Below are 14,280 nucleotides of genomic sequence, written 5' to 3'. Positions count from 1 at the left end.
CCGGACCCGCACCGGCTCACTGGGCGCTCGCGGCCGGCCGTACGACGATCTCGTTGACGTCGACCTGCGCGGGCTGGGCGACGGCGTAGGCGATGGCGTCCGCGATGGCGGAGGCGGGCAGGGCCACGGCCCGGTAGGCCTTCATGGCCTCCCTGGCGGCGGGGTCGGAGATGCCGTCGGCGAGTTCGGACTCGGTCACGCCCGGGGAGACGAGGGTGACGCGGATGTCCCCGGCGGACTCCTGGCGCAGCCCCTCGGAGATCGCGCGGACGGCGAACTTGGTGGCGCAGTAGACGGCCGCCGTGGGGGACACCTCGTACGCGCCGACGGAGGCGACGTTCACGAAGTGCCCGCCGCCCTGGGCGCGCATCGTGGGCAGCGCGGCGGCGATCCCGTGCAGAACTCCCCGTACGTTCACGTCGATCATCCGGTCCCACTCGTCGGTCTTCAGCGCCTCCAGCGGCGAGAGCGGCATCACCCCGGCGTTGTTGACCAGCACGTCCACCCGGCCGTAGCGCGCGTGGGCGGCGGCCACGAAGGCCCGGACGTCGGCGGCGTCCGTGACGTCCAGCCGCCGGAACTCCGCGGTGCCGCCCGCGGCGGTGATCTCCTTCGTCAGCGCCTCCAGCCGGTCGGTGCGCCGGGCTCCGAGGAGCAGACGGTGACCGTCGGCGGCGAGCCGGCGGGCGGTCGCCTCCCCGATCCCGCTGCTCGCCCCGGTGACGGCCACGACCTTGTGCGTGAATGTCATGTCTGGCTCTCTCCTTCTCGGCGGACCCCGAAGTGTCCGTGGTGGACCCGAAGTGCCCGTGACGAACCACGAGTTGTTCGTGGTGGAGCCGAGTCTGGGCAGGTCCGTCGCAACCAACCAGGACGAGCGCCACCCGGGTGCACCACACCCAGGCAGCACACCGTGACAGGCCCTGGCGTGAGGACCTGACCGACCACCACCTCGGGCCTTCGACGTACGCGACGCCCGGCGGGAGTGACGCAGGTCACATTCAGGCGTGTCACATCCGGCCCGGGGCGCTCCGTCCTTGTGTTGTCACCGCATACGACGGCACTTAGGAGCCCACCATGGAAGCGCGTCTGAACATGCTCGCCACCCCCGTCGCCGGGAAGCTCGTCAAGCACTTCGTCGCGGCCGGCAAGGCGATAGAGGAGACGGGGCTGCCGGCCGCGACCCAGGAGCTGGTGAAGATCCGCGCCAGCCAGATCAACGGCTGCGGGTTCTGCCTCGACATGCACACCAAGGAGGCCGCGCACGCGGGGGAGACCGCCCAGCGGCTGAACCTGATCGCGACCTGGCGGGAGGCCAAGGTCTTCACCGAGGCCGAGCGAGCCGCCCTGGAGCTGACCGAGCAGGGCACCCGGATCGCCGACGCGGCCGGCGGTGTCCCCGACGAGGTCTGGGAGAACGCCGCCAAGCACTACGACGAGGACCAGCTCACCGGCCTGGTCGGCCTCATCGCCCTCATCAACACCTTCAACCGGCTGAACGTCATCGTGCGGCAGCCGGCGGGCGACTACCAGGTGGGCATGTTCGGATAACCGAACGCACGCCCACATGACGAACCCCCAGGTCACGGACGGACCTGGGGGTTCCTCACCGGCCGGCTGGGCCGACGGTCAGTTCCGACGGCACCTGCCGACGTCGATCCGTACGATCTGCGGGTCGTGGTCGCTCGCCTGGTCGGCGAACTCGGCGTTGATGTGCACGACGTCGTAGTCGAAGTGCGTGACGGCCGGGCTGGTCAGGATGTGGTCCAGCGTCTGCGAGTTGCCGTCGTAGACGTAGGTGTAGCGCTCGGCGGCCGGGAGGGTGCTGATCAGCGAGTTCAGGACCTTGCCGTCGGTGAGGGCGGTCATGGTCTGCGAGAACTCGAAGTCGTTGAGGTCGCCGAGGACGACGGCCTTGGCGTTCCGGTCCGCCTTGAGTAGCGACTTGACGAAGGTGTTCACCTCTGCGGCCTGCTCGTGGCGCTTGGTCTCGGAGCTGCGGGCCGGCTCCTGGTAGCGGCCGTGCAGGGGCTGGTCGCCGCCCTTGGACCCGAAGTGGTTGGCGATGACGAAGACACGCTCGCCGTGGAAGACGAACTCGCCGACCAGCGGCTTGCGGCTGCTGCCCCAGGCGTCGCTGGTGGGGTTGATCCGGCCCGGCGAGTACGTAAGCTGCGCGCCCTTCCACGTCTTCACGACACCGGTGGCCGTGGTGGCGTCGCCGCCGGCCCGGTCGGTGAAGGAGACCCGCTTGGGGTTGAACAGGAAGACCTGACGGATGTTGCCGCCGGGCTCGCCGCCGTCCTGGTTGTTCTCGGGGGCGATGTAACGCCACTGGTAGCGGGGGCCGCCGGCCGCGCGGATGGCGTCGGTGAACCGGGTCAGGGTGGCCTCGGCGGTCACCGTCCCGTCGTTCGTCGCGCCGTTGTCGTCCTGGATCTCCTCCAGGGCGACGATGTCGGGCGAGCTGAGGGAGACCGCGACGCCCTCGGCGAGCCGGTCGAACTTCTCCTGGCCGTCGAGCGCGTCCAGGTTCTCCACGTTGTACGTGGCGACCGCCAGCTCGTCGCCCTTCTGGCGCCGGGTCCTCTCGGCCTTCAGCCCGTTGTCGACGAGCGTGCCCAGCTGGGTGGCCTGGAGGTTGTAGCCGCCGAAGGTGGAGTAGTCGAGCGGTCCGCTGGTCGTGCCGGACAGCTCGTCACCGACGTTCGCCACCGGGAAGGCGGTCGTCGTGTCGAGCGACATCACCTTCATCCGGCCGGTGCCCGGCTGGTCGTAGGAGGAGTAGAGCGTGCCGCCGCGCGCGCTCGGGCTCTCCTGCGGCTTCACCGTCACCCACATCTCGTCGAACTCCGTGGTCGCGCCGACCACCCGGGCGTCGGAGGCCCGCACCCGCGAGCCCTCCAGCGCCTCGTAGAAGTCGAGGGCGTACACGGCCGGTTCGAGCGGCAGCGCGTCGATGCTGCCGCCGCCGGCGGTCGGCACGTACGCGTCCGGCACGGTCGACGCGTCCAGCGTGACGGCCGCGGGCAGCGCGTTGCCGCCGGACAGCACGGTCGCGGTCGGCCCGGTGATCTCCGTGACCGACTGGCTGGTGCTGCTCGGGTAGTACTCGGTGACCTTGCCCGTCACCAGCACGGAGTCCCCGGCCTTCACGGTCGGATCCGCCGACCCGGTGTACACGAACACGCCCTCACCGGTACGGGGGTCGCTGTCGGCCTGCGGGTCCTGGATCCAGTACCCCTTCGAACCGGAGGTCCGTACGCCGGTGACGATGCCGGGGACACGGGTGACCGTCTGCCCGGTGAGCGGGGAGAGCCGGGTGGTGCCCTGGATGTCGTGCACGCGGAGGGGCCCGGGCTCGGTGGAACCACCGTCGCCGCCCCCGTCCCCGTCGCCCGAACCGGGCGTCTCACCGGCCGAGTTGACCGGGGACGGCGTACCGGAGGCGAGGTCGGCCGCGTTGTCGTCGGTGTCCGCGAGGGACGCGGCACGGGCGACGGAGGCGGTGTTGGAGGCGCCGGTGACGGGGCCGCCGCCCTCCCGGACGAGCGCGCTGCCGTAGCCCACGAGGTCGACGACGTTGCTGTCCGTCGCACAGTCGGCGGCGGTCTTGCAGGTCAGCGCGGCGGTACCGGCGACCAGGGCGATGGTCCCGCTGGTCGCGCTCATCGCGATCGAGCCGGTCGCGTCGGCCGTCGGCAGCGCCGTCGTACCGCCGCTGCCCGCCGCCTCGGCGACCAGATACCGGCCCCCGGGTGCGACCGAACCGCTCAGCGCGGTCACCTGCCACTGCGAGGACGCCGAGGGCGAGCCCGGCAGGTACTGCACGCTGTAGCCCGACAGGTCGTACGCCGCCGAACCGGCGTTGCCCAGTTCGACGAAGTCCCGGACCAGGGTCGCCCCCGAGTTGCCCCCACCGCCGTACACCTCGGAGATCAGCGCGCTCGTGGACGGCGCGGCGAACGCGGCGGGCAGCACGCCGAACGCGAGCGCGCCGGCCGCGCCCACGGACACGAGCGGGTAGGCGACGCGGCGCACACGGGCCCCGCTTCCCGCGGATCGATCGGATCTGTCGGATATGGACACGCTGGCGGTCTCCTCGTACATCGGGTACGTCGAAGCGGTGGTGTGGGGGGAGTCGGCTCAAGTTACGCGCGTAGAGGGGGAGTCGCCAAGGGGGTGCGGGTTAAATCCCGGGAACGAAGCGGTGGGTGAGCCCGTCGAACGACGAAGGGGGGTGAGCCCGTCGAACGACGACAGGGGTGGGTGAGCCCGTCGAACGACGAAGTGCGCCCGGTCACCTGCTCGATGGCCGGGCGCGCGGTCGCGTCACTCCCCGTCCCGCTGTGCGAACCGGAGCGAGAGGGACCGCAGGACGTCGGCCGTCGTCGTGTCGGTCCGCCCCGCGTCGTGCACCTCGGCAAGGTGGACGAAGGCGTAGGAGAAGCAGTTGGCCAGGGACACGATGGCCGGTCCCAGGGCGTCCGCGATGATGCCCGTGGCCTCCTGGGCGCTCGCGTCGGCGGGCAGTTCGACGGTGGGCAAGGTCTCCGCGAGCAGCGCGGAGATGGCCCCCGTCAACGCCACCTCGGCGCCGGGGTGCTCGCGAGCCTGCCGCCGCATCTCGATCGCTTCGGTGAGGATGCCGACGACTCGCTGCATGATCTCGGATTGCTCCATGGGGTGGAGCCTAAGAGTGCTGGTGTCGGTGGGTGCGGCGAACCCACTGGTTTCGCTTGCCGATGTGCCGCGTCGGACGACCACGACGGCGCAGTCCGCGACGTCGCCTGTGGTGGGCGGGACCGGAATCGGAACCGCCTCTTCTGAACTGACGGCCAGTCATACTCGATGGTCCGCAGGTTGACCAGTGCCTGTCAAAACCCTCACAACCGGCACCACCGGTTCACAAACGCCCGGCGGTAGTCTCGGCGCCGACCGAGTCACTCCCGTACAAGGGGGAAACACGCATGGCATCGAGCACACTCACGAAAGCGCTGTTAGGTACTCTCACCGCCGCCGCCCTCAGCATCGGCACCCTCGCCGGTGCCACCACGGCCGCAGCCGCTCCCGCCCAGCAGGTTCCCACCCGGACCGTCACCATCCAGGCCGTCAACAACCTGGGCCTCACGACCTGGGAAGCCAAGAGCGTTCAGTGCTACGTCCGTGACGCGGCCCCCGTCGGCAAATTCAACCCCGGCGCCATCGACGGCCAGCTCGGCACGAACAGCTGGAAGGCCTGGCAGCTCTTCCTCAACGACCGCGGATACAACGCCGGAACCGTCGACGGCGACGTCGGCCCCAACACCATCCGCGGCCTCCAGCGCTTCCTCGTCTCCCTCGGCTACGACACCGGCGGCATCGACGGCGACGCGGGCGACAAGACCAGGGCCGCCTGGAAGGCGTTCTCCCACCTCACCGGAGGCTGGTGCTCCTGACCACCCGTCGCGGCGTACGACGGTGATCCGCACCGCGTAGGCGTCCGGCGTTCCTCAGGCCGTGATCTCCCCGTCGACGGAGACCGGCGAGTCGTGGGCGAACAGGCGGGCCCAGTGGCCGACCTGTTCGCCCTCGCCCTCGCGCACGCCCACGCCACGCCCCGCCGAAGCCCGATGAGATCGGTCGGTCGGGAACCGCCCGCTCCCCCCCCCGCTACTCCGGCATGCCGTAGGCCGCCACCATGATGTTCAGGGCCACCCTGTTCATGTCACGGCCCTTGGCGTCGGTGGAGTTGACGCTGTAGACGAGCGCGCGGGAGCCGTCGCGGGTGGAGGCGATGGCCGTGTTGTATCCCCAGCGACCGCCCGTCTTGCCCCAGACCTCACGGCCGCCGAGCACCTTCCTCGCCAGGCCGACGGCGTACTCGGCGGGCTTGCCGCTCGTGAAGTCCGCCACCTTCGGCACGGTGAACATCTCCTCCAGCATCGGCCCGCGCGGCACGATCCGCCCCCGGAACAGCGCCTTCGTGAACCGCTCCAGATCCGCCGTGGTCGAGATGATGCCTCCGGCCCCCCAGCCGTCCGTCGCCCCCCACACGGTGACGTCCCGCAGCCCGGTCGTCCCGTCGTCCAGCTTCATCCGCTGGTAGCCGTGGTTGTGCGGGCCGCGGATCCGCGGGTCGGTCCCGGGAAGATACGTGTCCCGCAGCCCGAGCGGCTTCAGCACCCGCCGGGCGACCTGCCGCTCGTACGAGTCCCCCGTCACCCGCTCGACCAGCAGCCCGGCGATCGTGTACCCGATGTTGAGGTAGTGCTGCCGCTCGCCCGGCGCGAACTCCGGCTTCTTCGAGGTCGCCGAACGGACCATCTCCTCCGGGTCGTGGATCCGGAAACGGTTCGCGTACGCCTCCTCGACCGTCGTCCACGGGAAGTCGGGCGCCGGGATGCCGTGCGTGTGATTGAGCAACTGCCGGACGGTGACGCCCGCGTACGACGCCGGAACCAGCTCCGGCAGATACGAGCGGGCGCTCCGGTCGAGGTCCACCCGCCCCTCGGCGGCCAGTTGCAGCACGACCGCCGCCGTGAACACCTTGGTCACGGACCCGGCCCGGAAGCGGCCGCCCGGATCCGCCGCCCGGTCCGTCGTCAGGTCGTGCACCCCCGAACTGCCCCGCCAGACACCGCCGGTACCTCCGATCCGCACGAGCGCGGCGGTCGCGTCCGCCGACGGCAGGCCCGCGATGGCGGCTTCCATGGCGGCCGCCAGTTCGGGATCCGCCTCGGAGCGGGTCCCCGCCTCGGAGCGGGTCCCCGCCTCGGAGGGGGGATCCGTCTCGGAGCGGGCGGTGACCGACGCGCCCGATGGGGACGCGGTGGCCGGCAGGACCGCCGGCCCCGCCGCGACCCCCAGGACGAGCGCGGCGGCGAGCAGCGTGCGGGTGGTGCGTCTCATGGTCAACTCCGTGGATGTGAGCCGGTGTCATCGAACCGGTGTCATCGAGCTGGTGTTATCGGTCGCTCTCGATGGCTCCATCCTTCTGACCGGCGGCTTCCCGCGGATCGCCCGCGCAGGCGGTCTTCGGGTGCCCGGTTCGGTCAGTCCCTCGCCGACGCGGGGGAGGAGCCCGGCCGGGACGCTCCCCCGCCCGGGGGACCCGCGGCACCGGGCGGAGCGTCCCCGGCCGAGATCAACCCCGTCTCGTACGCGCAGATCACCGCCTGGATACGGCTCCGCAGCCCGAGCTTGGCGAGGACGTTGCCGACGTGCGTCTTGACCGTGTGATCGCTGACGACCAGTTCCGCGGCGATCTCGGCGTTCGACAGCCCGCGCGCGAGGAGCAGCAGCGTCTCGCGCTCTCGCCCGGTCAGCACGTCCAGGCGGGGGTCGGGCCGCCGGGCCCGGGCGGCGGCCGGCCGGGTGTACTGCTCCACGAGCCGCCGGGCCACGGACGGCGCGAGCAGCGAGTCGCCGCGCGCCACCACCCGTACGGCGTGCACGAGATCGTCCCGGCGGACGTCCTTGAGCAGGAACCCGCTGGCCCCCGCGTGCAGCGCCTCGTACACGTACTCGTCGGAGTCGAAGGTCGTCAGCATCACGATCCGGCAGGCTCTGTGGGGGCTGTGGGGGCTGTGGGGGCTGTGGGGGCCCTGGGTGCCGTCCGCACTGATCGCCCGGCACGCCTCGATGCCGTCCATGCGGGGCATCCGGATGTCGAGCAGCGCCACGTCGGCCCCGTGCCGCCGCACCGCTTCCACGGCCTCCGCCCCGTCACCCACCTCCGCGACGACCTCGATGTCCGGCTGCACATCGAGGATCAACGCGAGGCCACTGCGCACCAGCTCCTGGTCGTCGGCCACGACCACGCGGATCGTCAACGTCCCACCTCCGCCACGACGGCCACGGCGGGCAGGGGTATGCGCACCCGCACCTCGAACCCGCGCCCGCCCGGCCCCGGCCCGGCGAAGGCCGTACCCCCGTGCGCGGCCGCCCGCTCCCGCACCCCGACGAGCCCGTGCCCACCGCCGTACCCGGCCTGCGGACCGCGCCCGTCATCCGTCACCTCGATGAACAAGTCACCATCTCCATAGGCGAGTTGTACGGACACGCTATGGGCGTCCGCATGCCGGACCGTGTTCGTCAGCGCCTCTTGGACGATCCGGAAGACAGCCGCCCCGACAGCCCCCGGCAGCGGCCGTTCCCGCCCCACCACCTCATACGCGACCTGGAGCCCACTGCCCCGCACCCGATCGAGGAGCGTCGGCAGCTCCCCGACCCCCGGCTGTGGCTCACGCGGCGCGCGCCCCGGCGCGTAGCCCCCCGGACTCTCCTCACCCTCCCTCAGCACCCCCAGCATCCGCCGCAGCTGGACCATCGCATCCCGCCCGGTTTCCGAGATCGCGTCGAACGCGGCCTCCGCCCGCTCCGGAGCCGTACGCACCGCCACCGGACCGGCCTCCGCCTGCACGATCATCAGGCTGACCGCGTGGGAGAGGATGTCGTGCATCTCCCGTGCGATACGGGCCCGTTCGCGCGCGGCTGCCTGCTCGGCCTCGACGCGGTGCGCACGCCGACGGGCATCGGTGTGCCGCCCGAAGACATAGGCCGCCGCGAACACGAAGGCGGCGAAGGTCAGTTCACGCGCCGTCCGGCTGTTGAGCCACACCCCCACCGGTACGGCGACCAGCAGCAGGCCCCCGGTGACCAGCCGCTTCCACGGCGGCGACAGCGCGGCGATCGTGTAGACGATCACCAGCCCGGTGTACGGCAACGGCTGCCCGGGCCCGTCCAGCGCCAGCTTGTACACCATGCTGGTCACCAGAATCGCCAGCAGCACGGCGAGGGGAGCCCGCCGCCGCCACACCAGCGGCACCACGGTGAGCGTCGTCAGCCCGTACGCCGCCCAGGTCGCCGGCGCCAGCCCGGCCGCCCGCGGCACCACGAACGGCATCGTCATCGCCCCCTGCACCAGCAGCGCGACCCCGACATCCACCACCCACGGATTGGCGTCCCCGAGCGCACGCCCGCGCTCCCACCACCCCCGCGCACCCCGTATGCCCGTCACGACTCCCCACCGTAACGGGGGTGGCCGAACGGGCACACGTGTCTCCCTGGGCGCGCCGCCCGGCTGACTCAGCCCGAAGCCCCGTCCGCCGCCCCGTCCACCCCGTACAACTCGGCACGGACCCGCTCGGTGGCCCGCGCGGCGAGCGTGATGCTGGTTTCCTTGTCGCCGCCGGACGTCACGATGGCGAGGACACCTCCGACGCGGACGTGGACGGCGTAGGAGGGAGTGCCGTCGTACTCGTCGCCGCCGGTTCGCCGCGTGGACTCCAGCAGCGCCGCGTCGCCGAGGCCGGCGATCTCGCGAGCCTCGTGGTGCTCCTGGACGGGGGCGGCCTCCGTGTCGACGGTGACGTCCGGACAGGCCTGGTTGAGCCGGTGCCGAACCTCCAGATAGCGCTCGGCACGCCCGGCGGACATCGACACCAGCTGGACGGTGACGACACGGCTGTTCTCCGCGGCGCCTGCGAGGCGTACGGTCTGCTGGGCGCTGGCCCCCTCGAAGCCCCGCATCTCCACACGTGGCCCGTTCCCGGCCGCGCACGAAGTCCACTCGCCTCCCCCGTACCGGCCGAAGAGCCCCAGATCCGTCCGGGTCACCTCGGCACCCCTGCCCAACACCTCGGCGGGCGGAAGCGCGGCCTTCAACTCGCCTTCCGTGAAGACCCGTTCCACGTCGGCCTCGCCGTCGACACCGGGCGCCGTGGAGGCAGCGCCCGACGGACCCGACGTCGCCCCGGGCGGCACCTCCGCGCCACCGCACCCGCTGAGCAGAGCGGCCAGCAGAACGGCACGGCCCACCCATCCCCTACGTACGGCGACTCGCACGGCACCTCCGGTTCGGCGAACGTCGGACCAGAACCCTAGGGCCCTAGACAGCACCCGGAGGCGGTGCCGTACTGCGCCGCAGTACGAGCCGCGTAGGCACGAGCGTCGTCCCGTGCTCCTGCCCCGCCTCCCTCTCCTCCCCGCCCTCCCGCATCTTGCTGAGCACCCCCTCCACACACAGCCGCCCCACCTCCGCGAAGTCCTGGTGGACGGTGGTGAGGGGCGGCAGGAAGGACGCGGCCTCGGGAATGTCGTCGAAGCCCACGACACTCACGTCCTCGGGAACCCGGCGGCCGCGCTCGTTCAGGGCCCGCAGCAGCCCGAGGGCCATCTGGTCGTTGGCGACGAACACGGCCGTACAGTCGGGCTGTTCGGCGATCAGGAGCCCGGCCCGGTACCCGGACTCGGCCGACCAGTCGCCGCGCACCAGCGGCGGCGCCTCCAGGCTGCCGCTGCCGCCGCCGCCCGCCTCGTCGAGGGTGGCGCGCCAGGCGTTCGCCCGCCGTTGCGCCGCGAACGAGTCCTCGGGTCCGGCCAGATGCCACACCGTCCGATGCCCGAGCTCCAGCAGATGCCGTACGGCGTCCCGTGCGCCGCCCGTCTGATCGGTGTCGACGACGGTGTACCGGTCACCGGCGTCCGAATCCGCCACGACCACCTGCACACCGGGCGGCAGCGAGACGGTCGCCGCGTCGAGCAGATGAACCTCCATGATCACGATGACGGCGTCCACGGCGAGCTCCCCGAGCCGCGAGAACGCCCCGTTCACCTCGTCCTGCGTCGGCACGGCGACGGGCAGCAGCGTCACGGCGTACCCCTCCCGCGCGGCGGACGTGGCGATCGCGTCGAGCGTGCGGATGTTCCCCAGCGTGGAGAGGGAGAAGGTGATCACCCCGAGCGTCCGGAACTCCCCGCGCCGCAGTGCCCGCGCGGCGCTGTTGGGCCGGTACCCCAGCTCCCGCATCGCGGCCAGCACCTGCCGCCGGGTGTCCTCGGTGACCCCGGCGAACCCGTTGGAGACCCGGGAGACGGTCTGGGCGGAGACCCCGGCGAGCCGGGCGACGTCCCCCATGGACGGCCCTTGCCGGGGCCGCCCGGCGCGCGTCCTGTCCACCTTGTTCCCCTGACTCCGACCCTGCCTGACGACTGCCTGACGACTGCCTGACGACTGACTCTTGACCGCCGAGATTCGGACAGTGTAGACATCGCGCTCAGTGGATGTTTACGTAAACATTCACTGAGACAAACCATACGAGAGCGCGACGAACCGAAGCGAAAAGAACGGTGAACCGCGCAGAAGCGAAGTAAGTAGCACCGCACCGAACCGCACCACGCGGGCCCCCGCCCCGATCTCCGTGTCTCGCCGGGACGCGACGCACGGAAGAGTTGGAGTACTCGAATGGCACACCGCACCCGTACGAGACGGCTCCTCGGGGCCATCGGCATCACCGCCCTGGCGACCGGAACGGCCATGGCCACGACCTCCCTGCCGATGGCACACGCCGACACGGCAGCCGCCGCCGCTGCGGTGACGGTCAGCCCCGACCCCTCCTACAAGGGCCAGAGCTTCGAGGGCTGGGGCACCAGCCTGGTCTGGTTCGCCAACGCCACCGGCGACTACCCGCCCGAGATACGCGAGAAGCTCGCCGACCTCCTCTTCGGCAAGGACGGCCTGAACCTCAACATCGCCCGCTACAACATCGGCGGCGGCAACGCCCCCGACGTCAAGGACTACCTGCGCGCCGGCGGCGCGGTGGAGGGCTGGTGGAAGGCCCCGGCGGGCACCACCCGCGAGGACGTCGACTGGTGGAGCGCCGACGACAAGAACGACTGGAACAAGAACGCCGACGCCACCCAGCGCTGGTGGATCGACCGCATCAAGAACGACATCACCCACTGGGAGACGTTCAGCAACTCCCCGCCGTGGTTCATGACGGAGAGCGGCTACGTCTCCGGCGGCTTCGACGCGTCGCAGGACCAGCTGAAGGAGGAGTCGGTCGACGACTTCGCCAAGTACCTGGTCGGCGCCACCGAGCGCCTGGAGAAGGCCCACGGCATCGACGTCGACACCCTTGACCCCTTCAACGAGCCCAACACCAACTACTGGGGCACCAAGCTCGGCGCCGACGGCCAGCCCACCGGCGGCCGCCAGGAGGGCGCCCACATCGGCCCCGAGCTCCAGCAGAAGGTGCTGCGCGCGCTGAGCCCGGTGCTGGAGAAGTCCCGGAGCGACGCGGAGATCTCCGCGATGGACGAGACGAACCCGGGCACCTTCGCCACCAACTGGAACTCCTACCCCCAGGAAGTCCGCGACCTGGTCGGCCAGATGAACGTCCACACCTACGGCACCGGCCAGCGCACCACCGTCCGCGACCTCGCCAAGGCCGCCGACAAGCCCCTGTGGATGAGCGAGGTGGAGGGCGACTGGGGCGACGGCCAGAGCTTCACCGACATGCGCCCCGGCCTCGGCCTCGCCCAGCGCATGGTCGACGACCTCCGCGAACTGGAGCCCCAGGCCTGGGTCTTCTGGCAGCCCGTCGAGGACTACGACAACATGAAGCCCGGCGGCGAGTCCGCGAAGGGCGGCAACTGGGGCTCGATCCAGCTCTCCTTCGCCTGCACCTCGGCGGACACCCTGAAGTCGTGCCCCATCTACACGAACACCAAGTTCGACACGGCCCGTAACTTCACGCACTACATCAAGCCGGGCGACCGCCTCATCAAGACGAACGACACGTCGAGCACGGCGGCGGTCGCGAAGAAGGGCGACAAGGCGACGGTCGTCCACGTCAACAGCACCACGGAGTCCCGCGCGGTGACCGTGGACCTGTCGAAGTTCGGCAAGGTCGCGAAGACCGCGACGGTCACCCCGGTGGTCACGGACGCCGCCGGCAAGCTGATCCGCCAGAAGCCGGTCAAGGTGACCGACAAGCAGGCCACGATCACGGTCCCGGCCCAGTCGGTGACCTCGTTCCTGGTGAAGGGCGTCTCCGGCGTAGCGAAGTCCCAGGCGGAACTCCAGGACGACCACACCTACACCCTCACGGGCGTCCAGAGCGGCAAGAACCTCGCGATCGCCCCTGACGGCAAGAGCCTCGTCATCAAGACCCCGAACGCCACGGACGGCACCGGCCAGCAGTGGCAGCTGGACCGCATCGGCCACGGCACGACGGACAACCGCACCCGCTACGCCCTGACCGAGCCGGCCTCGGACAAGCGCCTGGCGATCCGCGACGGCTCCCTGGTCGCCGAGGCCGATTCCGGCGCCCGCGACGAGGCCGCCCAGTGGATCCTCTCCTCGACGGGCGACAGCACCTGGACCCTGGTGAACGCCGCCACCGGCCAACTCCCCGACGTCTACGGCCAGTCCACGAACGACGGCGCCGGCGTCGGCCTGTGGTGGCCCAACTCGGGCTCGAACCAGCGCTGGACGCTGACGGACGTGACGGCGGCCGCGGCTGCCGCGCGGGACGCCGACGGTTCATAGGGCGAGGAGACCGCCGGGCTGGTAGCCCGCCGCAACGTCAACGGAACAGGGCCTCTGGCCCACGGAGAGCCCCAGGCCGCCGGCCCGGGGCTCTTCTGCGTAGAGAGTGACACGATCGAACTCGTGCTCTCATGGAACGTTGCGATCACCGGGGGCCTGCTGGGCGCTGACCTGGTGATTGGCCGGGCCAGTGCTTTGTCGGGCTCGGCTGCCTGGCGCACTGATGTACATCTGCTACATTCGTGACATGAGTGATCCAGTCGTCGAATCCATGGCCGAGGTCCGCAGTCACCTCGCCGACGTCATCGATCGCGCTCGTCGGGAGGAAACCCCGACGATCATCACTCGGCGCGGCAAACAGGAAGCCGTCGTGATCGACATCCAGGAGTACCAACGCCTGCGTGAGATCGCGGAGAACGCCGAAGAGGCATGGCTCAACCAGCTGGCCGACGAAGCCGAGTCCGAGGGCACGGAGGGCTCCGTCTCGCTCGAAGAGATGGCCGCCTTGCTGCGCGCTCATCAGGGCTGACCCCATGGGGTACGTCACGCGCTTCACGCCGCACGCTCAACGGGACATGCTCAAGGTCCCGCGTCCGGACGCCCTGCGCATCCTGTACCGCCTCACCGAACTCCAGAAGGCGATGGACGCGGGGGACACCGCGTCGTTCGACCTCAAGGCCCTCCAAGGGCACAGTGCCCGCTGGCGGCTCAGCATCGGCGACTACCGGCTTGTCCACACCGTAGAGGACGGCCAGTTGATCGTGTGGGTCCTGGCTGTTGGCAATCGTCGCGACATCTACCGCCAAGTTCCGTAGGCCCTCCGCAGTGCGGCTTGGTGCCGACTGCCCGCGTGAGCGTTGCTCGGGGGTGGAGCACCGGCTGCGGGAGCGATCTTCGGCACCGTCGGCAGGCCTACTGAAAGGTGCCTGTCGGGGGTACGGCCCAATCACGCAGGTTGCCGACCT

13 protein-coding genes are annotated in these 14,280 nt (G+C 70.9%); 5 read left to right on the top strand and 8 right to left on the bottom strand.

Going from position 1 to position 14,280, the window contains the following annotated elements; genetic code table 11:
- Positions 1 to 16 precede the first annotated feature (16 nt).
- Complete coding sequence (locus JIX56_RS22330; RefSeq protein ID WP_257542974.1) at positions 17 to 751, bottom strand: SDR family oxidoreductase; 735 nt, start codon at positions 749 to 751, stop codon at positions 17 to 19.
- A gap of 326 nt (positions 752 to 1,077) precedes the next feature.
- Here JIX56_RS22330 and JIX56_RS22325 point away from each other — a divergent pair, with 326 nt between their 5' ends.
- Positions 1,078 to 1,551 carry a carboxymuconolactone decarboxylase family protein gene (locus JIX56_RS22325; RefSeq protein ID WP_257542973.1) on the top strand — a complete coding sequence of 158 codons (474 nt, stop codon included), beginning with the start codon at positions 1,078 to 1,080 and terminating at the stop codon, positions 1,549 to 1,551.
- Between the two features lie 78 nt (positions 1,552 to 1,629).
- Here the strand turns inward: JIX56_RS22325 and JIX56_RS22320 are convergent, their stop codons facing one another.
- Positions 1,630 to 4,041, bottom strand: coding sequence for a lamin tail domain-containing protein (locus JIX56_RS22320; protein WP_443031857.1), 2,412 nt, complete (start codon positions 4,039 to 4,041; stop codon positions 1,630 to 1,632).
- Positions 4,042 to 4,332: 291 nt separating this feature from the next.
- The gene (locus JIX56_RS22315) at positions 4,333 to 4,683 is read right to left on the bottom strand and encodes a hypothetical protein (RefSeq protein WP_257542972.1); all 351 of its coding nucleotides are present in this window, start codon (positions 4,681 to 4,683) and stop codon (positions 4,333 to 4,335) included.
- A gap of 287 nt (positions 4,684 to 4,970) precedes the next feature.
- Between JIX56_RS22315 and JIX56_RS22310 the strand changes: the two genes are divergently transcribed.
- Complete coding sequence (locus JIX56_RS22310; RefSeq protein ID WP_257542971.1) at positions 4,971 to 5,438, top strand: peptidoglycan-binding domain-containing protein; 468 nt, start codon at positions 4,971 to 4,973, stop codon at positions 5,436 to 5,438.
- Positions 5,439 to 5,652: 214 nt separating this feature from the next.
- Here JIX56_RS22310 and JIX56_RS22305 read toward each other — a convergent pair whose 3' ends face one another.
- The 5 genes from JIX56_RS22305 to JIX56_RS22285 all read right to left on the bottom strand — a co-directional run bounded on the left by JIX56_RS22305 (position 5,653) and on the right by JIX56_RS22285 (position 10,900).
- A complete protein-coding gene (locus JIX56_RS22305) occupies positions 5,653 to 6,891 on the bottom strand; it encodes a serine hydrolase domain-containing protein (RefSeq protein ID WP_257542970.1) in 1,239 nt (412 codons plus the stop codon).
- Positions 6,892 to 7,034: 143 nt separating this feature from the next.
- The gene (locus JIX56_RS22300) at positions 7,035 to 7,814 is read right to left on the bottom strand and encodes a response regulator (RefSeq protein WP_257542969.1); all 780 of its coding nucleotides are present in this window, start codon (positions 7,812 to 7,814) and stop codon (positions 7,035 to 7,037) included.
- Complete coding sequence (locus JIX56_RS22295; RefSeq protein WP_443031856.1) at positions 7,811 to 9,001, bottom strand: sensor histidine kinase; 1,191 nt, start codon at positions 8,999 to 9,001, stop codon at positions 7,811 to 7,813. Before JIX56_RS22295 ends, JIX56_RS22300 begins: the two co-directional genes overlap by 4 nt.
- A gap of 68 nt (positions 9,002 to 9,069) precedes the next feature.
- Positions 9,070 to 9,828, bottom strand: a complete 759-nt coding sequence (locus JIX56_RS22290; protein ID WP_257542968.1) for a hypothetical protein — start codon at positions 9,826 to 9,828, stop codon at positions 9,070 to 9,072.
- A gap of 43 nt (positions 9,829 to 9,871) precedes the next feature.
- On the bottom strand, positions 9,872 to 10,900 hold the full coding sequence (locus JIX56_RS22285; RefSeq protein WP_257542967.1) for a LacI family DNA-binding transcriptional regulator: 1,029 nt from the start codon (positions 10,898 to 10,900) through the stop codon (positions 9,872 to 9,874).
- Positions 10,901 to 11,227: 327 nt separating this feature from the next.
- Between JIX56_RS22285 and JIX56_RS22280 the strand changes: the two genes are divergently transcribed.
- The 3 genes from JIX56_RS22280 to JIX56_RS22270 all read left to right on the top strand — a co-directional run bounded on the left by JIX56_RS22280 (position 11,228) and on the right by JIX56_RS22270 (position 14,130).
- The gene (locus JIX56_RS22280; RefSeq protein WP_257542966.1) at positions 11,228 to 13,315 is read left to right on the top strand and encodes an RICIN domain-containing protein; all 2,088 of its coding nucleotides are present in this window, start codon (positions 11,228 to 11,230) and stop codon (positions 13,313 to 13,315) included.
- A gap of 247 nt (positions 13,316 to 13,562) precedes the next feature.
- Positions 13,563 to 13,844, top strand: a complete 282-nt coding sequence (locus JIX56_RS22275) for a type II toxin-antitoxin system Phd/YefM family antitoxin (RefSeq protein ID WP_257542965.1) — start codon at positions 13,563 to 13,565, stop codon at positions 13,842 to 13,844.
- Positions 13,845 to 13,848: 4 nt separating this feature from the next.
- Positions 13,849 to 14,130 (top strand): type II toxin-antitoxin system RelE family toxin, encoded by a 282-nt coding sequence (locus JIX56_RS22270; RefSeq protein ID WP_257542964.1) that lies wholly within the window; start codon positions 13,849 to 13,851, stop codon positions 14,128 to 14,130.
- Positions 14,131 to 14,280: the final 150 nt, after the last annotated feature.

Source organism: Streptomyces sp. CA-210063 (assembly GCF_024612015.1).
Taxonomy (GTDB): domain Bacteria; phylum Actinomycetota; class Actinomycetes; order Streptomycetales; family Streptomycetaceae; genus Streptomyces.
This window is presented reverse-complemented; position numbering and strand designations above follow the sequence as displayed.